Below are 23,410 nucleotides of genomic sequence, written 5' to 3'. Positions count from 1 at the left end.
GCCGCGCCCCGGTCAGTCCGAGACCGTGAACTCGGCGGTCAGCGGCACCGTCGAGTCGCCGCCGATGCCGAGCACGTACTCCGCGGGGTCGAGCACCCAGTCGCGCAGCGCCGCGTTCCAGTACCGCAGCTCGTCGGGGCCGACGGTGAACTCGACCCGCTGCGTGGCCCCCGCGGGAACGTGCGCCCGCGCGAAGCCCTTGAGCAGGCGCACCGGCCGCGAGCTCCTCCCCCACCGCTGGTGGACGTAGAGCTGGACGACCTCGTCGGCGTCGACGTCCGAGACGTTGCGCACCTCGACCGAGGCGGACAGGCTCTCCCCCGGTGTGATCGAGGTCGCGCTGAGCTCGACCTCCCCGTAGGCGAACTGCGCGTAGCTCAGCCCGAACCCGAACGGGAACAGCGGCGTGCTCTCCTCGTCCCAGTAGCGCTCGGCCTGGTGGGCCGGGTCGTGGCCGATCGCGTGGCTGTAGGTGATCGGGACCTGCCCGACGCTGCGCGGCCACGTGAACGGCAGCCGTCCGGCCGGGACGACGTCGCCGAACAGGAGCCGGGCCACGGCGTCGCCGCCGCTCGTGCCCGGGTACCAGACGTCGAGGATCGCGGGCACGTGCTCGCTCGCCCAGCGCAGGTCGAGGGGCCGGCCGTTCATGAGGACCGCGACGGTCGGGGTGCCGGTCACGACGACCCGCCGGAGGAGCTCGAGCTGGCGCCCGGGGAGGTCGAGCGTCGACCGGGACGCCTGCTCACCGATCATGTTCTGCCACTCGCCGACGACGACGATCGCCACGTCGCTCTCGGCGGCGAGCGCGGCGGCGCGATCCAGCTCGGCGTCGGCGTCGCCGAAGTCGTCGGGGTCGAGCGGGATGTTGTCACCCCAGACGTCGAAGATCGACGCGGTCTGCCTCAGGCTCGCGCCGACGCCGGGCGCGTAGCTCACCCGGGCGCCGGTGCCCTCCAGGCGGTTCCGGATGCCGTCGAGGACGGTCACCGTCTCGTTCAGGTCGAAGTCGAAGCACCAGGGGCCGAGGGTGTCGCGGCGCGACGACGCCAGCGCGCCGAGCACGGCGACGTTCTTCGTGCCCGCCGGGTCGAGGGGCAGCACCGAGCCCTCGTTGCGCAGGAGGACGGCGGTGCGTTCCGCGGCCTCGCGGGCGACCTGCCGGTGGGCCGGGTCGGCGATGACGGCGGCCGCGCGCTCCTCGTCGACGTACGGGTCGTCGAACAGCCCGAGCGCCTCCTTGGCCCGCAGGACGCGGCGGACCGACTCGTCGAGCTCGTCCTGCGTGACGAGGCCGCGGTCGAGGGCCTCCACGAGGTGGCCGTACGAGGGGTCCTGGATGGCCATCTCGAGGTCGCATCCCGCGTGCAGCGCCCGCGCGCCCGCCTCGGTGAGGTCGCGCGCGAAGCCGCGGGTGCCGAGGTTGTGGACGGCCATCGCGTCGCTGACGACGAAGCCGTCGAAGCCCCACTCCCCGCGCAGCACGTCGCGGAAGAGCCAGTCGTTGCCCGTCGCGGGGATCCCGTTGAGGTCCATGTAGGCGGTCATGACGTTGCCCGCCCCGGCGTCGATCGCGGCCTTGAACGGCGGGAGGACGACGTTACGCAGCGTCGCGTCCGAGATCTCGGCCTCGTCGTAGTCGCGGCCGCCGGCGGAGTAGCCGTACCCGGCGAAGTGCTTGGGGCCGGCGATGATCCGGTCCTGCGAGCGCAGCCCCGACCGGTCGGCGCCCTGGAAGCCGCGCACCTGCGCGGCGGCGACGGCCGCCCCGAGGTAGGGGTCCTCCCCGGCGCCCTCGATGATGCGACCCCACCGCGGGTCGCGCGCGATGTCGACCATCGGGGCGAAGGTCCAGTGCAGCCCGACGGCCCGGGCCTCGGCGGCGGCGACCGCCTGGCCGCGCTCGATCGTGTCCGGGTCCCAGGACGCCGCGAGGGCGATGGGCACGGGCAGGATCGTGCGCAGGCCGTGGATGACGTCGAAGCCGAAGATCGCGGGGATGCCGTGCCGGTTGCCCTCGATCGTCATGCGCTGGAGCCGGTTGATGCCCGGCGCGTCCCGGACGAAGAGCAGCGACCCGACGAGGCCCCGGCCCAGCTGCTCCTCCACCATCCGCGGCTGGCTCGCGAGATCGTCGGCCCCGCCCATGTTCTCGGCCTCGGCCGCACCGGCCGCGTCCCCGAAGTAGAAGAACTGGGTGAGCTGCCCCGCCTTCTCTTCGGGGGTCATGTCGGCGATGAGCGCCTCGATGCGCTCGGAGCTGGCTGTCATCGGTGTCCTCCGGACGTGGCGGACGTCCGCAGACGTCGGTCGATGGGTCGGTCTCGCCACCCTTCCACAGTTCCCCGGGCCGCGACCGGCTGCGGCCGGGGACGTCCTCGGTCCAGCGCCGGGTCGTCCGTATCCACAGAGGACCGCTGCTCCCACCCCGTCGATCGACGGGCGTGCGTAACGTGGCGCCCCCGCCCGGACGACCGAGGCGGCGCCCCGCTCATCCGAGGAGGCTCCCTATGCCGGTCACCCTCCGCCCCGCTCTCACGGCCCGATCACTGACCCGAGCCCTCACGTCGATCGTCGTCGTCCTGCTCGCCGTCGGCGTCCTCGCTCTCGCCCCGCAACGGGCGTCGGCCGCCGGAGCCTCCGACCCGGCGGGCACGTACTACTACCAGTGCATTCACGGGACCGGTCAGTCGTACTTCCTGCGGCCGGGCGAGCGGTTGAACACCTGCAAGGGCTCGTATCTCCAGAAGTTCATCCACGGGAACCTCGTGTCATCCACGCCGTGGACCTCGGCTGGGACACCGGCCGACCCCCAGGGCATGGCCAAGCTGACGGCGGGGCTCGGCTGCGTCGTCGCGGTGGTCGGCAACGGTGTCATCGTCCTCACGACGAAGGGCAAGGGCGTCAAGGCGGCCAACGGGGCCGCAGCGACGCTCGACGTCCTGAGCTGGTGCCGGGCCTGACGGTCACGCGAGGACAACGGCCCCTCGGCCGGCACGTCGAACGGGCCCCGGTCGTCGACCGGGGCCCGTTCGGGGGTGGCGAGGATCAGCCGTTCGTGAGCTTGCTCAGGGTCGGGTCGTCCGCGTAGGCCTCCTTGACGTTGGCCTTCGTGACGATCATCGGGGGCAGGAGCAAGGCCGGGACGACCTTGGTCCCGTTGTTGTACGAGGACGTGTCGGTGACCTGCGGCTGCTTACCGGCCTGCAGATCCTTGACCATCTGGACCGTCGCCTTGACCAGCTTGCGCGTGTCCTTGTTGATCGTCGAGTACTGCTCCCCGGCGACGATCGACTTGACCGACTCGACCTCGGAGTCCTGACCCGTCACGACGGGGATCGGCTTGCCGGCCTGCTTGACCGAGGTGAGGATCGCGCGGGCGATCGTGTCGTTGGGCGACAGGACGCCGTCGAGCTGCGCGTTCGTGTACGACCCGGCGAGTAGCGTGTCCATGCGCTTCTGCGCGTTCTCGCCCTTCCAGTCCGCGGTGGCGGCCTGCTTGAACCCGGTCTGGCCCGAGACGACCTTGAGGGTGCCGTCGTCGATCTTCGGCTTGAGGACCTTCATCGCGCCGTCGTAGAACGACGTGGCGTTCCCGTCGATCGGCGCGCCCGCGAAGATCTCGATGTTGTAGGGACCGTTCGGCTTCTTGGCCTTCAGCCCGTCGAGCAGCGCCTGGCCCTGCAGCTCACCGACCTTGACGTTGTCGTACGCCGCGAAGTAGTCGACGTTCGGGGAGTTGGACAGCAGGCGGTCGTAGGAGATGACGGTCGCGCCGGCGTCCTTGGCGGCCTGCAGCTGCGTACCGAGCTGCGCCGGGTCGATGGGGCCGATGACGATGACCTTGGCCCCCTTGGTCACCATCGACTGCACGATGTTCTGCTGCTCGGCGACACCGTTGTTGGCGAACTGCACGTCGGTCTTGAAGCCCGCGCCCGCCAGGTCGGTCTTGAAGAGGTTCTCCGCGAGGACCCAGTTCTCCGAGGTCTTCTGCGGGAGGGAGACACCGATGAGGCTGTCGGCCGGGAAGCCCGCCGTGCCGCCGCCGGTGGAACCGGCGGTGGACCCGCCGCCCGAGCCCGTGTTCGCGGCACCCTCGTCGGCGCGGCCGCAGCCGGCGAGGGCGAGGGCGGACGCCGCCGTCACGGCGACGGCGATGGTCGTGATTCTGCGCATGGTGGTGCTTCTTTCTCTTCGGTGGGAAAAACGTCGGTGCTGCCAGGCACTCAGGCCTCGGTGTGGACCGTTTCGGAGATGTTCCGGGCGGGGTCGGCGGGTGCAGGCTGTTCGACCGCCGGTCGGTCCCGGCGACCCGACGTCAGCCGCCCGATGAGGGACGGGCGTCCTTGGGACTTGTTGTAGACGTCGAACGCGACGGCGAGGAGCAGGACGAGGCCCTTGATGATGGACGTGTCGTCCGCGCCCACGGACAGCAACTGCATGCCGTTGTTGAGGACGGCCATGACGAGCCCTCCGACGATCGAGCCGACGACCGTGCCCACGCCGCCGCTGACCGCGGCGCCACCGATGAAGACGGCGGCGATCGCGTCGAGCTCCCAGTTGACGCCGTCCGACGGACCGGAGGCGGTCGAGCGGGCGACGAACATCATCCCCGCCAGTGCCGCGAGGATCGACATGTTCATCATGACGAGGAAGTTGATCTGCTTGCTTTTAACACCCGACAGCTCGGCCGCGTGCTTGTTGCCACCGACCGCGTAGACGTGCCGGCCGATCACGGTCCGGGACGACACGAAGCTGTAGATCAGCACCAGGACGCCGAGGATCAGACCCGAGACCGGGAACGACGTGCCCCGCCGTCCCGACGCGAACAGCAGGGTCACCGCGAGGATCGCGCCGCAGATGAGCAGGAGGCGCACGACGACCGTCCACATGGGCGCCATGTCCGCGCCGATCTTCCGCTGGTTGCGCCGCGTGCGCAGGGCGCCCGTGACGATCGCGGCGATGAGGGCGAGGCCGATGATCAGCGTGAGGTTGTTGTACCCGGTGAGCGGCCCGAACTCGGGCAGGTAACCGCGACCGATGACCTGATACCCGTTCGGGACGGGGATCGAGTCCGAGTCTCCGATCTTCTGGTTGAGCCCGCGGAAGATGAGCATTCCGGCGAGGGTGACGATGAACGCGGGGATGCCGACGTAGGCGACCCAGAATCCCTGCCACGCGCCGATGATCGCGCCGATCAGCAGCCCGAAGAGGATCGCGAGACCCCACGGGAGGCTCCAGTCCCGCATCGCGATCGCCACGCTGATGCCGACGGCTGCGGCGACCGAGCCCACCGAGAGGTCGATGTGCCCGGCGATGATGACGAGCACCATTCCGATCGCAAGGACGAGGATGTAGCTGTTGCCCTGGAACAGGTTGATGACGTTGGTCGGCGTGAGGAGCAGACCGTTCGTCCGCACCTGGAAGAAGACGATGAGCGCGATGAGCGCGAAGATCATCCCGAACTGGCGAGTGTCGTTGCCGAAGACGGCCTTGAGGTGTTTCATGGCGGGTTCGCGGGGTCCTTGTCGTCGCGGAGGCTGGTCAGCGGGCGGCCGTCGCACCGGTGGACCCGGCGGCCGGCGTGGCGGCGCGGCCTGCGGCCGAGCCCGTGGTCGTCATGAGGCGCATGAGGTTCTCCTGCGTCGCCTCGTGCTTGGCGAGTTCCCCGGTGATCCGGCCCTCGCAGATCGTGTAGATGCGGTCCGACAACCCGAGCAGCTCGGGGAGCTCGGAGGAGACGACGATGACGCCCTTTCCCGCGTCGGCGAGCTGCTGGATGATCCCGTAGATCTCGTACTTGGCGCCGACGTCGATGCCGCGGGTCGGTTCGTCGAGGATGAGCAGCTCGGGCTCGGCGAAGAGCCACTTCGCGAGGACGACCTTCTGCTGGTTGCCGCCCGAGAGCTTGGCGACCCCCTCCTCGACCGACGGCGTCTTCGTGCGTAGCGAGCGACGGTAGCCGTCGGCGGCCGCGAACTCGGCGTTGCGGTCCACGACGAGGTGCTTCGCGATCTTCTTCAGCCGAGCCGCGGTGGTGGTCGTCTTGATGTCATCGAGGAGGTTGAGCCCGAGCACCTTGCGGTCCTCGGTGACGTAGCCGATGCCCGCGTCGATGGCCTGGCTGACGTTCTTGAGCGTCACCTCACGGCCGTCGAGGATCATCCGGCCGCCGAGGAGCGTCCCGTACGAGCGACCGAAGATCGAGCGCATGAGCTCGGTGCGCCCCGCGCCCATGAGCCCCGCGAAACCGACGATCTCGCCGCGGCGGACGTGGAAGGAGGACCCCTTGCAGACGAGGCGACCCGCGACCTGCGGATGCTCCACCGTCCAGTCCTGCACCTCGAAGAACGTCTCCCCCAGCCTGGGGGTGTGCTCGGGAAAACGGGACTCGAGCGAGCGCCCGACCATGCCCTTGATGATCCGATCCTCGTCCACCCCACCGGCCGCGACGTCGAGCGTCTCGATCGAACGGCCGTCGCGGATGATCGTCACCGAGTCGGCGATGCGCTCGATCTCATTGAGCTTGTGCGAGATGATGATCGACGTGATGCCGCGTTCGCGCAGCCCCTCGATCAGGTCGAGAAGATGGGCCGAGTCCTCCTCGTTGAGCGCGGCGGTCGGCTCGTCGAGAATGAGCAGCTTGACGTCCTTGTTGAGCGCCTTCGCGATCTCGACGAGCTGCTGCTTGCCGACGCCGATGGTCTTGATCGGGGTCTCCGGGTCCTCGCGCAGACCCACGTGACGCAGCAGCTCGATGGCCCGGCGATTCGTTCCGACCCAGTCGATCCTTCCCCCACGGGCCCGCTCGTTGCCGAGGAAGATGTTCTCCGCGATCGACAGCTCGGGGATGAGCGCGAGCTCCTGGTGGATGATGACGATCCCGGCCCTCTCGGAGGCGCGGATGTCCTTGAATTGGACGATCTCCCCCTCGAAGACGATGTCGCCGTCGTAGGTGCCGTGCGGGTAGACCCCCGAGAGCACCTTCATCAGGGTGGACTTCCCGGCGCCGTTCTCCCCGCAGATCGCGTGCACCTCGCCCCGTCGCACCGTGAGGCTGACGTCGGAGAGGGCCTTGACGCCGGGGAACTCCTTGGTGATCTGCCGCATCTCGAGCAGGGCGGGCGCAGCGGACATAGGTGGGGTTCTCCTTCGGACGTGACGGCGACTTCGGCGCGACGTGAGCACAAGCAGTGAACGTGCCCCACACGCTTGCTGTCAAGCAGTGAAGCGGGACCGTGACCCGAGCGTGACCCGAACGGTCAGCCGACCGAGGCCCAGGCGTCGTCGCCGGCGCCACGCAGGACGAGGGCGCACCCGCCGAGGGCCTCCGCGGAGCCCTTCAGGGCGGAGGTGGTGACCCGCGTGGGACCGGCGACCACCGGCGAGGTGAAGCGGCTCAGGCCCGCGGCGACGCTGTCGACGAGCAGCTCGCCCGCCCCGGTCACCGGACCGGAGACGACGACGAGCTGGGGGTTGAGGAGGTTGACCACCCCGCCCAGCACCCGACCGAGGGCGAGGCCGGCGTCCTCGACGATCCGGACGGCGGTCGGGTCACCGGCCCGGGCGTGCCGGACCAGGGACTCCGCGGTCGCGGGCTGCGTCGGGCGGCTGGCCTGCCACAACGCGAGCATGGCCTGGCCCGAGGCGATGGCCTCGAGACAACCGCGGCCGCCGCACCGGCACACCGGCCCGTACTCGAGGATCGTCGTGTGCCCGATCTCGCCGGTCTTGCCGTCGCGCCCCCGGTGCAGCCGGCCCCCGACGATGAGACCGGCCCCGATCCCCGAGGCGACCTTGACGAAGACGAGGTCGGTGACGTCGCCGTGGCCGCCCCAGGTCAGCTCGGCGAGCGCGCCGAGGTTGGCGTCGTTCTCGACCTCGACCGGCACCCCGAGTCCGGCGGCGAGCTGCTCCCGAAGGGGGTACCCGCTCCACTCGGGCAGCACGGCGCCGTGGGAGGTGCGGCCGGTGTGCCGGTCGATCGGCGCGGGGATCCCCACCCCGCACCCGAGCACGTCGGCGCGGTCGATGCCGAGATCGCCGAGGACGTCGCCGAGCACGGCCGCCGCGATCGCGACGGTGTCCTGCGCCCGGTGGCCGGGCTCGAGGGTGCGCTCGACGTCGGCGAGGACCTCCCGGGCCGGGGTGACGACGACCAGACGCAGGTGACCGCGGCCGATGTCGATCCCGACGGCGACCTTGCGTCGCGACCCCCCGGCGAGCTGCACGAGCACGGCGCGCCGGCCCGAGCTCGTCGTCGCCGACGTCGTGACGAGCTGCTCGTCGACCATGACCCGCACCAGGTTGGAGACGGTCGCGTTCGACAGGCCGGTGGTCCGGGCGAGGGCGCTCTGGGTCATCGCCCCCGTCGCCCGCAGGGCCTGCTCGATCCGGCGCACGTTCGCGGCGCGCAGCGCGTGCTGGGAGCCGCTGCCGCGCGCGGCGGGCGTCGAGACGCTGCGTCGGGTCACGGGCACATCATCCGCGCGCCCCCACCTTGACGTCAACAAATGAACGTAAACGCCCGGGCGGGACGGACGGTGGTCGAGGCCCCGGGCTCACCCGGCGGCGGCGTCCATGAGCGCCGCGACGACCCGGGCCACCTGGGCGGGTCCGAGCGGGCCCCCCGCGGGGTCGGTGACGTAGACGGTGTCGACGGCCTGTCCGCACGACGTCGCGACGTGGGCGCTGCGGACGCTCACGCCGGCGTCGACGAGGGCCCGCCCCACGTCGTGCAGCAGGCCGGGACGGTCGGGGGCTCGCAGCTCGAGCACGGTGGCGTCCTCGCTCGCGCCGGGCACGAGCAGCGCCCGTGGCGCGGGCGCCCCGACCGCGCCCGACGTGGCGGCGCGGGCCCGACGGGCGAGGGGGGCGAGGCCGCGTCGGTCGCCCGCGGCGAGCCGGGCGAGGGAGCGCTCGAGCGCCCGCGGGTCCGGGGCGGTGCCGGTCGGCGACTCGACGTACCAGCGGTCGACGGCCAGCCCGTGCAGGGTCGTGAGCTGCGCCCTCCGCACGCCGAGACCGCCCGCCGCGAGCAGGCCGGCCGTGTCGGCGAAGAGGCCGAGCCGGTCGCGGGCGACGACCTCGACGAGGAACCCGCTCTCCCGCTGCTCGACGGTCACGACGGCCCCGGTCGCGCGGGCGGCCGCCCGCGCGTGCTCGGGGGCGTCGACCCACCGCGCCTCCCGCTCCGGCGGGATGCGCACCGAGGGAGCCGTCAGCGCCGGCGTCCCGCCCGCGTCCGCGGCATCTCCCGCCCGTCCGGCGGTCGCGGCGCCCGATCCGCCCGTCGCGGCCGCCGCCTCGCCCCCCGCCACGAGGGAGGCCTCGAGGCAGGCGCGGGCGGCGCCGGTGAGCTCGTCGACGAGACGCGCCCGCCACGTCGACCAGGCCGCGGGCCCGGCGGCGCGCGCGTCCGCCTCGGTGAGCGCCCGGAGCAGCTCGAGCACGTCGGGGTCGTGCCGGACGGCCTCGCACAGCAGGTCCACGGTCCGCGGGTCGTCCGGGTCGCGGCGGGTGGCGAGGTCGACGAGCGTCAGGTGCTCGGCCACGAGCAACGCGACGACGTCGGCGTCCGCGGCGTCGAAGCCGAGCGCCAGCGCCGACTCCCGGGCGGGCTCGGCTCCGAGCAGGGCGTGGTCGTCGGTCCCGTAGGCCTTGCCGACGTCGTGCAGCAGCGCGGCGAGGACGAGCAGGTCGGGGCGGCGGACGTCGGCGAGCAGCGGCCGCGTGGCGATCGCGGTCTGGACGCTGTGCCGGTCGACGGTGTGCCGGTGCACCGGGTTGTGCTGCGGGCGGCTGCGGATCCCGGACCAGGCGGGGATCCACGCCTCCACGACGCCGGCGAGCGTGAGGCTCTCCCACGTGGTCGCGAGGCCCTCCCCCGCCGCGAGGACGTCGCCGAGCAGGTCGCGGGCCGCCGGTGGCCAGGGCCGGGGCAGCTTCGGCACCTGGGTGGCCAGGTTGTGGGTCGTCGCGGGTGAGAGGGGCAGCCCGGTGCGGGCGGACGCGCGGGCGGCCCGCAGCGCCAGGAGCGGGTCGGCCGCGGGATCGGTCCGGGCCCCGAGCACGATCTCGCCGTCGTGCTCGGACAGTCCGTGGCCGAGGGGGGTCAGCGCCGGCCGCCGCGGCCCGACCCGCAGCGCCCGCGCGCGCTGAGCCTGCCCGGCGCGCCGCAGCGTCGCGTCGAGGGCGTCGGCGGCGGCCCGCCCGGACTCCGCCACGTCGCGCAGCAGGTCGTCGCCACCGGAGTACCCGAGCAGCGCCGCGACGGCGTCACGGTCCTGGGCGACGAGGCGTTCCCGGCCGCGGCCCGTGGCGAGGTGCAGGGCGTCACGCACGTCGAGCAGTCGTTCGCGCGCGGCGTCGACGGCACCGCGGGGCGCGTCGGCGAGCCACGCGGCCGTGAGGGCCGAGACGATCGTCAGGTCGCGCAGCCCACCGCGGGCCTCCTTGAGGTCGGGCTCGAGGAGGTCGGCGAGCTCGCCGTGGCGGGTGTGCCGCTCCCCCACGGCCGAGACGAGCTCGGGCAGGCGGGTGCGGGCGTCGGCCCGCCAGTCGCGCGCCAGGCTCGGGCGGGCGCCGGCGACGAGCACGGGATCGCCCGCGAGGTGGCGCAGGTCGAGCAGGCCGACGGCCGCGACGAGGTCCTCCCGCGCGACGGCGCGGCACTCGGCGACGGTCCGGACGCTGTGGTCGAGACGCACCCCGGAGTCCCACAGCGGGTACCAGAGCCGCTCGGCGAGCTCGCCGAGCCGCTCGTCGGGCAGGCGCCCGTCGTGGAGCAGGATGAGGTCGAGGTCCGACATGGGTCCACCGTCGCCGCGCGCGAGGCTGCCGACCGCGGCGAGCGCGACCCCGTCGGCGGGAGCCCCGCAGCCGGTCCACGCGCGCTGCAGGGCGCGGGTCGTCAGTTCGGTGAGCGCGGCGCGCCTGCGGCTGCCGGCGCCCGGGCGGGCCAGGTCGTGCAGGCCGGCCGCCTCCACCCGGCGGCGGCCGAGATCCTGCAGGGCCGACGCGGGTTCACCATCGAGGGGATCCGCCCCGATCGGCGTGGCGGCCGTGGTGGCGGCGGGGGTGGAGGCCGGGGTGTCGGCCGGGCCGCTCGGCCCCGCCGGCGTGGTCCCCCGGCCGAGGCGGGGGGTGGCGCGGGTCGTCCGGATCGTCATGGGCACTCCTGCATCACGCGCGCTCCGTCGCAGACCGGAACAGGGTCGGCGGGCTCGACAGACTCGGCGAAGGAAAGGTCTCCGGGGAGAAGACTGCGGGGCGCCGGCGCGTCGGGCGCCGGCGCCCCTGGGTGGTCAGAGGGCCTGTGGTCCGCGTTCGCCGGTGCGGACGCGGACGACGTCGTCGACGGGGGTGGTCCACACCTTGCCGTCGCCGATCTTGCCGGTGCGGGCCGAGGTGACGACGACCTCCACCACGTCGGCGGCGTCCGCGTCGTCGACGAGGACCTCGAGCCGCGCCTTCGGCACGGTGTCGACGGTGTACTCCGCGCCGCGGTAGACCTCGCTGTGCCCGCGCTGGCGGCCGAAGCCGCTCGCCTCGCTGACGGTCATGCCGGCCACGTCGAACGCCTCGAGGGCGGTGCGGACGTCGTCGATCTTGAAGGGCTTGATGATGGCGGTGACGAGCTTCATCGGGCGGTCTCCTGGCTGGTGGCGGGGGTCTGGGCGGCGCTGGTGTCGTGCCGGTCCCCCGCCTGGGCGGCGGAGTGGGCCCGAGCGGCGGCGACGGAGCGGGCGCCCCGCGAGGCGAGCAGCTCGTACGCGCTCTCGGCGTGCAGCGTGAGGTCGACGCCCTCGAGCTCGTCGTCGTGGTCGACGCGGAACCCGATGGTCTTGTGCAGGACGAACCCGATGATCCACGTGGCGACGAACGAGACGACGAGGACCGCGAACGCCCCGACGGCCTGGCGCCACAGCTGGTCGAAACCGCCCCCGTAGAGGAGTCCGTCGACGCCGGCGGGCGCCGCGGACGAGGCGAGGACACCCACGAGCAGCGTGCCGACGAGACCGCCGACGAGGTGGACGCCGACGACGTCGAGCGAGTCGTCGTAGCCGAACCGGTTCTTCAGGCTGACCGCGTAGGAGCAGGCCATGCCGCCGAGCACGCCGAGGACGACGGCGCCGACGGGGGTGACCGAGTTGGCGGCCGGGGTGATCCCGACGAGGCCCGCGACGATGCCGGAGGCGGCCCCGAGCGACGTGAAGTGGCCGTCGCGGATCCGCTCGACGAACAGCCAGCCGAGGATCGCGGCCGCGGTCGCGGCGAGGGTGTTGACGAACGCGATCGCGGCGACGCCGTCGGCGTGCAGGGCCGAGCCGGCGTTGAAGCCGAACCACCCGAACCACAGCAGCGCGGCGCCGAGCATGACGAGGGTGAGGTTGTGCGGGCGCATCGGCTCCTTGCCGAAGCCGTGGCGGTTGCCGAGGACGAACACGAGCGCGAGGGCGGCCGCGCCGGCGTTGATGTGGATCGCCGTGCCGCCCGCGAAGTCGATCGCCTTGAGGCCGTTGGCGATCCAGCCGCCGTGGGTGGTCACCGCGCCCGAGTCGTCGGTCGCGTCGAACGCGAACACCCAGTGCGCGATGGGGAAGTAGACGAGGGTGCCCCAGACGACCGTGAAGATCAGCCACGTGCTGAACTTCGCCCGGTCGGCGATGGCGCCCGAGATGAGGGCCGTGGCGATGATGGCGAACATCGCCTGGAAGGCGACGAACGCAAGGACGGGGGTGTCGGCGGCCACGGCGTCGTCGCCGAGCAGGCTCGAGAGCCCGAACAGCCCGGACGGGTTGCCGACGAGGCCGCCCACGCTGTCGCCGAAGGCGAGACCATAGCCCCACAGGACCCAGATGACGCCGATGGTCCCCATCGTGCCGAAGCTCATCATCATCATGTTGAGGACGCTCTTGGCCCGGACCATTCCTCCGTAGAAGAAGGCCAGGCCCGGCGTCATGAGCATCACCAGCGCAGCGCTGATGAGCAGCCAGGCGGTGTCGCCGCTGTTGATCTCCATGCCACGACGATCCGCCGCGCGCGTTTCGGGTCCGCGCGCTCGACGTTACGGCCCCGTCAACGCGGGCGGGCCCGTGTGAACGTCGTGTTACGCGGGGCGACCGGCTCGGCCGGCTCGGTCGACCACGGGCGGTCCGGGACAGAGGAAGGCCCCGGCCACCTCGCGGCGACCGGGGCCTTCGTCCCCTTGCTCCCTCACGCCCACGACACTAGGGAGCCGGGCTGGGACGGTGCTGGACGCCGGCACCGATCTCGCTGGGCCCGCCCGTCGGGCCCGGTGCCCACCCCCTGCGCGCCGCCGGGCTGTGACACTGAGGGGTATGTCCGTTCTCACCGTGGCCCGCTCGACCCTCGCCCACGCCCTGCGGTCGCGGGTGGCGGGTGACGACGCGGACGCGGCCGCCGCCGTCATCTGGGGCCGGTCGGGCCCCCGCTGGTTCACCCCCGACGACGTCGTCTGGCGCGTGCACGCCGACGCGACGATGTTCGTCGGCGGCATCCGGGCCCTGCTCCTGCAGTCGCTCCACCCGCTCGCCATGGCGGGGGTCGCCGGGCACTCGGGCTACAAGTCCGACCCGTGGGGCCGACTGCAGCGCACGAGCCACTACCTCGCGACGACGACGTTCGGGACGGTCGACGACGCGAACGCCGCCATCGGCCGGGTCCGCGCGATCCACGCCCGGGTGCGGGGGCGGGCCGACGACGGTCGGCCCTACCGCGCCGACGACCCGCACCTCCTGCGCTGGGTGCATCTCGCCGAGGCCGACAGCTTCCTGTCGACGTACCAGGCCTACGTCGCCCCCTCCCGCCGGCTGACCCCGCACGAGTGCGACGTCTACGTCGAGCAGGCGGGGCGGGCGGCCTCGCTGCTCGGGGTGATCGATCCGCCGACGACGGTGGCGGGTCTGCGCGAGGAGCTGGCGGCCTACCGACCCGAGCTGCGCGCGAGCGAGGCCGCGAAGGAGGCGGCCCGGTTCCTCCTCCTGCACCCGCCGCTGCCGCCGGCCGCGCGGGTGGGCTACGCGATGCTCGCGGCCGGGGCGCTCGCCGACCTGCCGGACTGGGCCCGCCGCATGCTCGACATCCCCGTCGTCCCGGGCGCCGATCCGCTGCTCGGCCGCCCGCTCGGCCGGATCTCGGCCGGCGTGGTGGGGTGGGCACTGTCGGATCCGAGCGTCGCCACCGACCGCCGCGCGCGACCGCCCGTGGACGCCTGAGCCGCGGGCCGGCGGCGGTCGCCGGCTCTGGTCTGGCTGGTCTGGTCCGGTCTGGATAGGGTCCGAGCCTGCGCCGAGGCCGGTCAGCCCAGGAGACGCAGGTAGTCCCGGGCGTACTGCGCCGGCCGCGGGATGCGGGACTGCGCGACCGAGACCATGTCCGAGACGAGGGCGGGCTCGCGCCGAACCCGGTCGAGGACGCGCGCCAGGTCGGCCGGGTCGTCGTGGCGGTAGACGAAGCCGCTGACCCCCTCCTCGACGAGCTCGCTCGCACCGCCGGAGTCGGGGACGACGGCCACCACGCCGCGGTCGGCGGCCTCGAGCACCGTGCGACCCATCGGCTCGGCCGGGTTGCCGACGACGACGACGTCGAGCTCGGCCATCGCCCGCTCGGGCGCGACGCGGCCCTCCATCCGGAACCGCTGCCCCAGCCGGTCGTGCCCCGCCCGCAGCAGGCGGGTCGGATAGTCCCCGGCCCAGCCGTCGTCGCCACCTCGGACGACGAGGTCGGCGTCGCCGCCGAGGCGGTCGACCGCGTCGATGAGCAGCTCGTGCCGCTTCTCGGGGCTGATCCGGCCGATGATGCCGACCCGGAACCGACCCGGTTCGCGCCGGGCCTCGGCGGCCGGGGCGCGGCCCCCGCCCGGGCGCCTGTCGCGCTCGCTGCAGGTCGCGACCTCGCCCGGGTCACCCGGTCGGGGCCGGGGGGTGGAGTGCGGCGCGCGGGGCGGGGCATGGGTCGCGACCGCACCCCCGACGGGCTCGGCCTCGGTGCCCCGGCGGTCCCGCTCGAGCGATGCCACCGCGACCGGGGCGCCCGTCGGGAGCGCGTCGACGCCGGCGCCGATCGGCGCGGCGGAGCGCGTCGGGGTCGTCCGCTCGACGACGGGCCGGTGCAGGTGCGCCACACCGGGGTGATGGGCGAGCTGACCGGCCGTGAAGGCGCTGCACGCGATGACCCGGTCGCAGGCGAGGCTGCCCGCCCCCACGGCCCAGCGGGCCTTGCGGGAGGTGAGGGTGTCGTGGAAGTCGAGCCCGATCCGCACCCCGCGGCGGCGCAGCAGCGGCGCGAACACCGGGGCGAGGCCCAGCAGGTAGTAGCTGAACACGACGAGCCGGTCGCCGGCCTTCGCGTCCTTGGCGTAGGTGCTCCACAGCTGCCAGGCCTCGCGCACCCGGCCCAGCTCGCCCTCCGCCGAGACCCCAGCGGGTCGCACCTGGGACACGCCGGCACCCGGGGCCCGACGCGCGAGCTCGCCGGGTGGGCAGACCACCGCGGTGCGCACGCCTCCGGCGGAGAGGGCCTGCGCGAGGGTCAGTAGGCTCACCTCGGCGCCCCACACCTGGCGTGCGGCGGACAGGAAGACGACGCGCATGCTCACCTTCGATCGGGGGGCGCGGCCCCGACGAGATCGGGGCCTGGAGGACGACTCACCCTAGCCACGTGTGGGGTGGGCCACCAATCGCACGAGGAGGGTCGATGGCGTCAAGCCCCGAGTCGACACCGGGGGCGGGTCCGGGACAGGGCCCCGAACCCACTACTCCGACATCGCCACCGGCCCCCGCAGGTGATGCCGCGCGTGATCCGGAGGCCCGTCGTCGATTCTCGCGCAACGTCGCCTGGAACTACGCGTCGGGGCTCGCCGGGATCGTCGGTCTCGTCCTCCTCTACCCCGTCGCCGTGCAACTCGCGGGCGCCAGGGCCTACGGCCTCTGGGTGCTCGCCTTCGGGGCGACGCAGCTGCTCGTCATGACCGACTTCGGCATCGGCGACGGCATCGTGCGCCGCATGGGTGCCCTCGCCCGCGGCGGCGCCGACCGCGGGGAGCTGCGGCGGTTCGTCGGCGTGGCCGTCGGCCTGTTCGCCGTCCTCGCCGCCGTCCTGGTGCTCGCCTACCTCGTGCTCGTCCCGCTCTACCTGCGCACCGTCCCCGGCGCGACCGACGACGCGGGCACCGCCCGGTACGTCGTCGTCGCCGGCGCCCTCGCCCTCGCCCTCGCCGTCGCGGCCCGCGGCACGAACGCCGTCCTGTGGGCGCAGGACCGCCAGGACATCGAGCGCAAGGCGACCTTCGCCGGGCTCGGGGTCCGCATCGCCGGATATGGACTGGCCGCGGCGACCGGCACCGGGCTGCTCGGCGTCGTCGCCGCCGAGGTCGCGGGCGCGGCCGTGAGCCCGATCGTCTGCTCGATCGCCGTCGCCCGCCGGTTCGGCGCCCCGTCGCTGTCGCCGCGGGCGTGGTCGGCCGGGTTCGCCGAGCACGCCCGCGGGCTCGTGCGGCTCTCGCTCGGCCTCTTCGTGGGTTCCCTCGCGTCGCTGCTCACGTTCCAGGCGCCGCTGTTCCTCGTCGGGACAAGCCTGGGGCTGGTGGCCGCCACCGCCTTCGGAGCCGTCATGCGCGTCTACTCCAGCGCGCGGATGGTCGACTCGTGGACCGCCAACCCCTTCATCCACGCGATCTCCTCGACACCCGCGCCGGAGCTGCCCGGGCGGGTCCGGGCGTGCGCGGGCGCGACGCTCGTCGTGGGGACCGGGCTCGCCGTCGTCGTGTCGGCGCTGGCGCCCGACATCGTCGTCGCGTGGCTCGGGGAGACGTTCCTCTTCGCCGCGCCGGCCCTCACGGTCGTCGGCCTGGGCATGATCGCCGACGCCCTCGTCAAGCCCGCGGCCCTCGTGGGCAACCTGCGGGGCACGCCGCTGCACGTCTCGGCGCTCCACGTAGTCGTGCTCGTCGTCACCCTCGTCGCGGTGAGCGTCGCGACGACGAGCGGGAACCTCACGGCCATCGTCCTCGCGTCCACGGCCGCTCCCCTCGTCTGCGCGCCGCTGTACCTGCTGCTCGCGCGGCGCGTCCTGGGCTCCTCGCCGCTGCCGCGCCTCGGGGCGCGCTGGCTCCTCGCGATCGCGGCCGCGGCCGCCCTGTACGCGGCGGTGTACGCGGTGGGTGCGGCCCTGCCACCGTGGCCGGCCGTGCTCGTCGTCGCCGCGGCGGGGCTCACGGTGCTCGGCGGGGGCGGGCTCGTCTTCCGCCGCCGGCGCCGGGCGGCGGCCGCCACGTCGTGAGATCGCACGTCCGGCCGGGGCCCGCCGCTCGGGCCCGGTCCGACGTGACATCTCACCCCTCGGACCTGGGGCCGGGGGTGGCGGGGGTGGCGGGGGCCGGAGGCCCCCGAACTCAGTCCAGCAGCGCGTCGACGAAGGCCTCGGGGTCGAAGGGGGCGAGGTCGTCCGGGCCCTCCCCCAGACCGACGAGCTTGACCGGGACGCCCAGCTTGCGCTGCACGGCGACGACGATGCCGCCCTTCGCGGTGCCGTCGAGCTTGGTGAGGACGATGCCCGTGATGTTCACGGCCTCGGCGAACACGGCGGCCTGCGCGAGGCCGTTCTGCCCGGTCGTCGCGTCGAGGACGAGCAGGACCTCGTCGATGGGGCTCTGCTTCTCGACGACGCGCTTGATCTTGGAGAGCTCGCCCATGAGGTTGGCCTTGTTGTGCAGGCGGCCCGCGGTGTCGATGATGACGACGTCGACCTCCTGTTCGAGGCCGGCCTTGACGGTCTCGAACGCGACCGAGGCCGGGTCGGCGCCCTCGACGTCGGAGCGCACGGTCGGGACGCCGACGCGCTCGCCCCACGTCTGGAGCTGATCGGCGGCGGCGGCGCGGAACGTGTCGGCCGCCCCGAGGAGCACGTCGCGGTCCTCGGCCACCATGACGCGGGCGAGCTTGCCCACCGTCGTCGTCTTGCCGGTGCCGTTGACCCCGACGACGAGGACGACGGCGGGGCGTCCCTCGATCCGGCGCGAGCTGACGCGCCGGTCCATCTCGGGGTCGATGATCCGCACGAGATCCTCGCGCAGCCACCGGCGCACGGTGGCCTCGTCGGTCGTGCCCTCGACCTGGACCCGCCGCTTGAGGGAGGCGACGAGTTCCTGGCTCGCCTCGACGCCGAGGTCGGAGGCGAGCAGCGTGTCCTCGACGTCCTCCCAGGCCTCGTCGTCGAGCCGACCGCCCGCGAGGAGCGCGAGCAGCGCCTGGCCGAGCGCCGAGTTGCTGCCGGCGAGCCGGGCCCGCAGGCGCTGCAGCCGGCCCCGGGCGCCGGTGGGTCGCTCGAGGGTGGACGTCGCGTCGACGTCCTCGCGCCCGGCGAGTTCGTCGCGCTCGAGGGTGGTCGCGCCGCCGCCGGCTCCCGGTCTGCCGCGCTCGTCGCCGCCGACGACACCCCCGGGGCGAGAACCGCCGCGCAGGTCGCGGGTGCGTCGCCGGCCCGGCCGGACGAGGCCGACGAGGGCGCCGATCCCCGCGACGAGGAGCACGCCGATGACGATCAGGAGCGTGCCGAGGTCGTTGAACAAGCCGGTGATGAAGTCCACCCGCCCATCCTGACCCATGGCCCGGAACGCCTCACGTCGTGGGCCGTGGGTGGCGCCGGCCGGCGGGGCTCGGCACCGGGGAGGGCCAGGGAGGCGGGCGGGGGGCGCCGGGCGGCGCTCGAGTGGGACCGTGCGGGTCGGCGGGGTCGGCGGCGAGTTCTCGGGTGAGCGCCGCCGGGGTCAGCGACCGCCGCTGGCGCGCGGGAGGTCGAAGTACTCGGGGACGTCGTCGACGGCGATCTCGACGATCTCGCCCGGGGCGTTCGTCGGGGCCGACAGCGCCATCCGGTTGGTGGCGGTGGCGGCGATGCGCTCCTGTGCGTCGCGGCGCCGGGCGGCGATCTCGTCGCCCCGCTCGGCGCTCCCGAGCCGGCCGGCCACGGCGTCCTGCGCGGCGTGGGCGGCCTGCGCCTGGCGGTCGGCGGCGCTGACAAGGTCGCGATCGGCGGCCGACCGGGACTGCGACGGCGAGGCCGGGGCGGCCGCAGTGCCGGTCTCGTGCGACGCCTCCGGCCGGTGCCCGACGGCGCGTCGCCCGCTGACGAGGTCGCTCAGCGCGAGGCGCACCCGACGGGCGCGGGAGTCGGCCGACACCCGCTCGGCGGCGGTCGCGATGGGCCGCTCGGCCTCGCGGCGGGCACGCTCGGCCCGGCGGCGAGAGAACACGGTGGACGGTCGGCGACCGGCCCGCAGCGCGGGGATGGCGACCCCGATCACGACGAGCACGGCGAACGCGGCGACCCCGGCGACCCAGAACAACATGACCTCCATGCCTCAATGATCGACAGGTGAGCCGATTTCCTTTGCCGCCAGCAGGATTCAGTCCGACAAACAGGTAACGATCAGGTCACGGCGGGCGTGTCGACCGGCGTGTCGCGGACCGCCCGGGACGCCGCGCCGACCCGCGCCGCGCCGAGGCTCATGGGCCGGGAGGCAAACCCCGTTCAGGCCGATTGCGCCTCGCGGATCCGCTGGGAGACGACAGTCGTCACGCCGTCCCCGCGCATGGTCACGCCGTACAGGGCGTCGGCGACCTCCATCGTCCGTTTCTGGTGGGTGATGACGATGAGCTGGCTCGAGTCCCGCAGCTCCTCGAAGAGCGTGATGAGCCGCCCGAGGTTCGTGTCGTCGAGCGCCGCCTCCACCTCGTCCATGATGTAGAACGGGCTCGGCCGCGCCTTGAAGATGGACACGAGCAGCGCCACCGCCGTGAGCGACCGCTCCCCACCCGAGAGCAGCGAGAGCCGCTTGATCTTCTTGCCCGGCGGCCGCGCCTCGACCTCGATCCCGGTCGTCAGCATGTTGTCCGGGTCGGTGAGGGTCAGGCGACCCTCGCCCCCGGGGAACAGGCGCGAGAACACGCCCTCGAACTGGGCCGCCGTGTCGACGTAGGCCTCGGCGAAGGCGCGCTGCACCCGCTCGTCGACCTCGGCGACGATGTCGAGCAGGTCCTTCTTGCTCCGGCGCAGGTCGTCGAGCTGCTCGACGAGGAACGTGTGCCGCTCCTCGAGAGCCGCGAACTCCTCGAGCGCGAGCGGGTTGATGCGCCCGAGCTGGGCGAGCCTGCGCTCGGCCCGCTTGAGGCGCTTCTCCTGGTCCACGCGGACGAACGGCACCGCCTCGAGCGCCTCGGCCTCCTCCTGGGACAGGGCGGGGTCGGGCACCGGCGGGATGGGTCGGTGCGGGCCGTACTCGTCGACGAGCACCTCCGGGTCCACGCCGAGCTCGTCGAGGGCGCGGGCCTGGAGCGCCTCGATCCGCAGCCGCTGCTGGGTGCGGGCGACCTCGTCGCGGTGAGCGGTGTCGGTGAGCTCGCGCAGCTTCTCGGCGAGCGCGTCGACCGCGGTGCGCGCCGCGGCCAGGTCGGCGTCGTGGGTCGCCCGCTCGGCCTCGGACCGGGCCCGCCGCTCCGCGGCCACCTCGACCGACGCCGCGACGCGTCGGGCGCCCCGCTCCGCGATGTCGCGGACGGCGGTGGCGGTCCGCGAGCTCCGGGCCCGGCGTTCGGCGCGGGCGCGCGCCTTCTCGCGGGCGGCGACCTCGGCGCGCGCCTGGCCCTCGAGGGAGTCGGCGCGACCCGACATCGCGCGCAGGCGTTCCTCACGGGTACGCAGGGTCAGCCGCGCCTCGGTCTCGGCCGCCCGGGCCGCCTGGGCGGCGTCCTCGAGCCGGTCCCGCTCGGAGGCGTCGGGCTTCTCGGTCCGAGAGGTCTCGTCCGTGTCGTCGGTGTCCCCCTGCGCCTGCGCGAGCCGGTCCTCGAGCCGCCCGAGCTCGGCGCGGCTCGCCTCGAGAGAGTCCTGCGCCGTCGTCATGGCCGCACGGCCACGCTCGGCCTCGGCCCGGGCGCCGCCGACCTCCGCGGAGAGCCGGCCCAGCGCCTCGGCGACGGCCGACATCCGCGCGTCGGAGACGTGCAGGTCGGACAGGGCCGCCTCGGCCCTCTCCTCCAGGCGGGTCGCCTCCTCGCGGGCGGCGTTGAGCGCGAAACGGATCCGTTCGCCTCGGGCCGTCGCGTCGGCCTCGGCGGCGGCGGCCTCCTCGACCGCCGACGTGATCTCGATGAGGCTCGGTGCCCCCGCGCTCCCGCCCCGCAGGAGGTGCGCGGAGACGACGTCGCCGGCCGCGGTGACGGCGGTGAGCTCGGGGCGCGCGTCGAGCAGGGCCCGGGCGGCGTCGTCGTCGGCGACGAGGACGACGCCGGCGAGCAGTCGCCCCACGGCCGCGTCGAGGCCGGCACCGCACGAGACGACGTCGACCGCCCAGCGCGCCCCGGCCGGGAATCCGTCCGTGGACCGATCGGGTATGGGCCCGGAGTGCTCCGAGACGGCCGCCGGCCCCGCCGGCCCCGCCGCGACGAGCAGCCCCACGCGGCCGCCGTCGTCCTCCCGCAGCCGGCGCAGCGCGTCGGTGCCGGTGGCCAACGAGTCGACGACGACGGCGTCGGAGGCCCAGCCGAGCGCGGCGGCCAGCGCCGCCTCGTGCCCCGACTCGACCGACAGCAACGACGGCACGGTCCCCAGCAGCCCGGCCCCACCCTGCGCGAGGAGGGTCTCGCCGCCGTCCTTGCGGCGCAGGCTCAGCTCGAGCGCCTCCCGGCGGGCGTGGGCGTTGGTGCGTTCGCCCTCCGCGGTCCGGCCCGCCGCGACGAGTTCCTCGACCTGCGCCCTGGCCCGTTCGGCGGCCGCGGCGCTCTCCTCGTAGGCGGAGTCGAGGCCCTCCTCGCCCTCCTCCTCGTCGGCGACGCTCGCCTCGAGACGCGCGAACTCGGACTCCGCGGTGCTCGCCCGCCGTTCGGCCGTCTCGATGGCCTCGCGAAGACGACCGATCTCGGCTTCCCCCGCCTCGACCCGGCTGCGTTGGGCCGCGACCTGGCCGGCGAGCCGGGCGAGTCCCTCGCGCCGGTCGGCGGCGGCCCGCGCGAGGCGGGCGAGGCGTTCGCGCTCGGCCCGCGCCGCGCCCTCGATCTCCTCGCGCTCGGCCACCGCCCGTGCGAGCGTCTCGGCCAGGCCCTCGATCCGCCCCCGCAGCTCGTCCTCGTCGGCGCGCACCTGGGCGGCCTGGGCCCGCAGGGCGTCGGGGTCGCGCCGCGGCGTCGCCGGCTCGTCACGGTCGTCGTCCGCGAGGAGCCGGACGCGCTCCGCCGCGAGCTGGCCGACCGAGGTGAGACGGTCGCGCAGCGCCGACAGGTCGTACCACCGCTGCTGGGCCGCCGACACCGCCGCGGACGCCTGGGCGGCGCCGGCCTCGAGCGTCCGGAGCCGCTTGCGGACCTCCGTCAGCTCGCCCTCCACCTCGGCGCGCCGGGCGAGGAGCGCGGACTCGTCGGCCACCTCCTGCTCCAGGGTCGACGTGAGCTGCGCGAGGTCGTCGGCGAGCAGGCGCAGACGCGCGTCGCGGACGTCGGCCTGGATGACGCCCGCCTGGCGCGCGGTCTCCGCCTGCCGGCCGAGCGGGCCGAGCTGGCGCCGGATCTCGGTCGTGAGGTCCGCGACGCGGGTGAGGTTGCCCTCCATCTGCTCGAGCTTGCGCAGCGCGCGCTCCTTGCGCTTGCGGTGCTTGAGGACGCCCGCGGCCTCCTCGATGAAGCCGCGGCGCTCCTCGGGCGTCGCGCGGAGCACGGCGTCGAGCTGCCCCTGGCCGACGATGACGTGCATCTCGCGGCCGATCCCGGAGTCGGACAGCAGTTCCTGGATGTCGAGGAGACGGCACCCGGTCCCGTTGATGGCGTACTCGGACCCGCCCGTGCGGAACATCGTCCGGCTGATCGTCACCTCGGCGTAGTCGATCGGCAGGGCCCCGTCGGTGTTGTCGATCGTCATCGTCACCTCGGCCCGGCCGAGCGGCGGACGCCCCGAGGTGCCCGCGAAGATGACGTCCTCCATCTTGCCGCCGCGCAGGGTCTTGGCGCCCTGCTCCCCCATGACCCAGGCCAGGGCGTCGACGACGTTCGACTTGCCCGACCCGTTCGGCCCGACGATGCACGTGATACCCGGTTCGAGGCGGAGGTGGGTCGCCGACGCGAACGACTTGAAGCCGCGCAGGGTCAGGCTCTTGACGTACACGTTCCGTGGTCTCCCCGGGGTCGATGCTGGGTGCGGACCGCGCCGTGGCGTGGGTGGCCCTGCCCCGGCACTGTATCGGCGCCGCCCGCCCGAGCCGCGACGCAGCGCCGCACGGGGCCACTGGGCGGGAACTCCTGCGCAGCCCGGGGCGAACCGGCCGCCGCGCCCGCCGCGGCTCGCAGGGGGCATCCAGGCGGGTGTCCGTACAGTGGTCGGCAGAGCGCGCAGGTCACCCGGC

15 protein-coding genes are annotated in these 23,410 nt (G+C 74.0%); 3 read left to right on the top strand and 12 right to left on the bottom strand.

Features of this window, described 5'->3' with window-relative positions:
- Positions 1-12 precede the first annotated feature (12 nt).
- Positions 13-2,271: a glycoside hydrolase family 3 N-terminal domain-containing protein gene (locus ICW24_RS04860; protein WP_226344588.1), complete on the bottom strand. Its 2,259-nt coding sequence runs from the start codon at positions 2,269-2,271 to the stop codon at positions 13-15.
- A gap of 239 nt (positions 2,272-2,510) precedes the next feature.
- Here ICW24_RS04860 and ICW24_RS04855 point away from each other — a divergent pair, with 239 nt between their 5' ends.
- Positions 2,511-2,963 carry a hypothetical protein gene (locus ICW24_RS04855; protein ID WP_226344587.1) on the top strand — a complete coding sequence of 151 codons (453 nt, stop codon included), beginning with the start codon at positions 2,511-2,513 and terminating at the stop codon, positions 2,961-2,963.
- 85 nt (positions 2,964-3,048) lie between these two features.
- Here the strand turns inward: ICW24_RS04855 and ICW24_RS04850 are convergent, their stop codons facing one another.
- From ICW24_RS04850 to ICW24_RS04820, 7 genes are all read right to left on the bottom strand, one after another.
- Positions 3,049-4,176 (bottom strand): substrate-binding domain-containing protein, encoded by a 1,128-nt coding sequence (locus ICW24_RS04850; protein WP_226344586.1) that lies wholly within the window; start codon positions 4,174-4,176, stop codon positions 3,049-3,051.
- 50 nt (positions 4,177-4,226) lie between these two features.
- Entirely contained in the window at positions 4,227-5,507 is a 1,281-nt protein-coding gene (gene mmsB / locus ICW24_RS04845; protein WP_226344585.1) for a multiple monosaccharide ABC transporter permease, read from the bottom strand.
- A 37-nt stretch (positions 5,508-5,544) separates the two neighbouring features.
- Positions 5,545-7,137, bottom strand: a complete 1,593-nt coding sequence (mmsA, locus tag ICW24_RS04840; RefSeq protein ID WP_226344584.1) for a multiple monosaccharide ABC transporter ATP-binding protein — start codon at positions 7,135-7,137, stop codon at positions 5,545-5,547.
- Between the two features lie 125 nt (positions 7,138-7,262).
- Positions 7,263-8,474 (bottom strand): ROK family transcriptional regulator, encoded by a 1,212-nt coding sequence (locus ICW24_RS04835; protein ID WP_307781290.1) that lies wholly within the window; start codon positions 8,472-8,474, stop codon positions 7,263-7,265.
- A gap of 87 nt (positions 8,475-8,561) precedes the next feature.
- Positions 8,562-11,171 (bottom strand): [protein-PII] uridylyltransferase, encoded by a 2,610-nt coding sequence (locus tag ICW24_RS04830; protein ID WP_226344582.1) that lies wholly within the window; start codon positions 11,169-11,171, stop codon positions 8,562-8,564.
- A gap of 135 nt (positions 11,172-11,306) precedes the next feature.
- A complete protein-coding gene (locus tag ICW24_RS04825) occupies positions 11,307-11,645 on the bottom strand; it encodes a P-II family nitrogen regulator (protein WP_226344581.1) in 339 nt (112 codons plus the stop codon).
- Positions 11,642-13,024, bottom strand: coding sequence for an ammonium transporter (locus ICW24_RS04820; protein WP_226344580.1), 1,383 nt, complete (start codon positions 13,022-13,024; stop codon positions 11,642-11,644). Before ICW24_RS04820 ends, ICW24_RS04825 begins: the two co-directional genes overlap by 4 nt.
- Before the next feature lie 319 nt (positions 13,025-13,343).
- Here ICW24_RS04820 and ICW24_RS04815 point away from each other — a divergent pair, with 319 nt between their 5' ends.
- Complete coding sequence (locus tag ICW24_RS04815; RefSeq protein ID WP_226344579.1) at positions 13,344-14,240, top strand: oxygenase MpaB family protein; 897 nt, start codon at positions 13,344-13,346, stop codon at positions 14,238-14,240.
- Positions 14,241-14,323: 83 nt separating this feature from the next.
- On the opposite strand, the gene ICW24_RS04810 is transcribed toward ICW24_RS04815, so the two are convergent.
- Positions 14,324-15,616 (bottom strand): glycosyltransferase family 4 protein, encoded by a 1,293-nt coding sequence (locus ICW24_RS04810; RefSeq protein ID WP_226344578.1) that lies wholly within the window; start codon positions 15,614-15,616, stop codon positions 14,324-14,326.
- Positions 15,617-15,720: 104 nt separating this feature from the next.
- On the opposite strand from ICW24_RS04810, the gene ICW24_RS04805 reads away from it, so the two are divergent.
- On the top strand, positions 15,721-17,304 hold the full coding sequence (locus tag ICW24_RS04805) for a lipopolysaccharide biosynthesis protein (protein WP_226344577.1): 1,584 nt from the start codon (positions 15,721-15,723) through the stop codon (positions 17,302-17,304).
- Positions 17,305-17,416: 112 nt separating this feature from the next.
- Here ICW24_RS04805 and ftsY read toward each other — a convergent pair whose 3' ends face one another.
- The 3 genes from ftsY to smc all read right to left on the bottom strand — a co-directional run bounded on the left by ftsY (position 17,417) and on the right by smc (position 23,172).
- Positions 17,417-18,628, bottom strand: a complete 1,212-nt coding sequence (ftsY, locus tag ICW24_RS04800) for a signal recognition particle-docking protein FtsY (RefSeq protein ID WP_372360493.1) — start codon at positions 18,626-18,628, stop codon at positions 17,417-17,419.
- Between the two features lie 162 nt (positions 18,629-18,790).
- Positions 18,791-19,381, bottom strand: coding sequence for a hypothetical protein (locus ICW24_RS04795; protein ID WP_226344575.1), 591 nt, complete (start codon positions 19,379-19,381; stop codon positions 18,791-18,793).
- A 173-nt stretch (positions 19,382-19,554) separates the two neighbouring features.
- A complete protein-coding gene (gene smc / locus ICW24_RS04790; RefSeq protein WP_226344574.1) occupies positions 19,555-23,172 on the bottom strand; it encodes a chromosome segregation protein SMC in 3,618 nt (1,205 codons plus the stop codon).
- Positions 23,173-23,410: the final 238 nt, after the last annotated feature.

Source organism: Agilicoccus flavus (assembly GCF_014857905.1).
Taxonomy (GTDB): Bacteria; Actinomycetota; Actinomycetes; order Actinomycetales; family Dermatophilaceae; genus Agilicoccus; species Agilicoccus flavus.
Note: the sequence above shows the minus strand (reverse complement) of the source record. Positions and strands in the feature narration are given on the sequence as shown.

What these genes read in the sequence shown, in the direction of transcription:
- ICW24_RS04850 (WP_226344586.1), bottom strand. Translation starts at nt 4,176, where the DNA reads ATGCGCAGAATCACGACCATCGCCGTCGCCGTGACGGCGGCGTCCGCC.
- ftsY (WP_372360493.1), bottom strand. Translation starts at nt 18,628, where the DNA reads ATGGGTCAGGATGGGCGGGTGGACTTCATCACCGGCTTGTTCAACGAC.
- ICW24_RS04815 (WP_226344579.1), top strand. Translation starts at nt 13,344, where the DNA reads ATGTCCGTTCTCACCGTGGCCCGCTCGACCCTCGCCCACGCCCTGCGG.
- ICW24_RS04830 (WP_226344582.1), bottom strand. Translation starts at nt 11,171, where the DNA reads ATGACGATCCGGACGACCCGCGCCACCCCCCGCCTCGGCCGGGGGACC.
- ICW24_RS04860 (WP_226344588.1), bottom strand. Translation starts at nt 2,271, where the DNA reads ATGACAGCCAGCTCCGAGCGCATCGAGGCGCTCATCGCCGACATGACC.
- ICW24_RS04855 (WP_226344587.1), top strand. Translation starts at nt 2,511, where the DNA reads ATGCCGGTCACCCTCCGCCCCGCTCTCACGGCCCGATCACTGACCCGA.
- mmsA (WP_226344584.1), bottom strand. Translation starts at nt 7,137, where the DNA reads ATGTCCGCTGCGCCCGCCCTGCTCGAGATGCGGCAGATCACCAAGGAG.
- mmsB (WP_226344585.1), bottom strand. Translation starts at nt 5,507, where the DNA reads ATGAAACACCTCAAGGCCGTCTTCGGCAACGACACTCGCCAGTTCGGG.
- ICW24_RS04825 (WP_226344581.1), bottom strand. Translation starts at nt 11,645, where the DNA reads ATGAAGCTCGTCACCGCCATCATCAAGCCCTTCAAGATCGACGACGTC.
- ICW24_RS04810 (WP_226344578.1), bottom strand. Translation starts at nt 15,616, where the DNA reads ATGCGCGTCGTCTTCCTGTCCGCCGCACGCCAGGTGTGGGGCGCCGAG.
- ICW24_RS04805 (WP_226344577.1), top strand. Translation starts at nt 15,721, where the DNA reads ATGGCGTCAAGCCCCGAGTCGACACCGGGGGCGGGTCCGGGACAGGGC.
- ICW24_RS04795 (WP_226344575.1), bottom strand. Translation starts at nt 19,381, where the DNA reads ATGGAGGTCATGTTGTTCTGGGTCGCCGGGGTCGCCGCGTTCGCCGTG.
- ICW24_RS04820 (WP_226344580.1), bottom strand. Translation starts at nt 13,024, where the DNA reads ATGGAGATCAACAGCGGCGACACCGCCTGGCTGCTCATCAGCGCTGCG.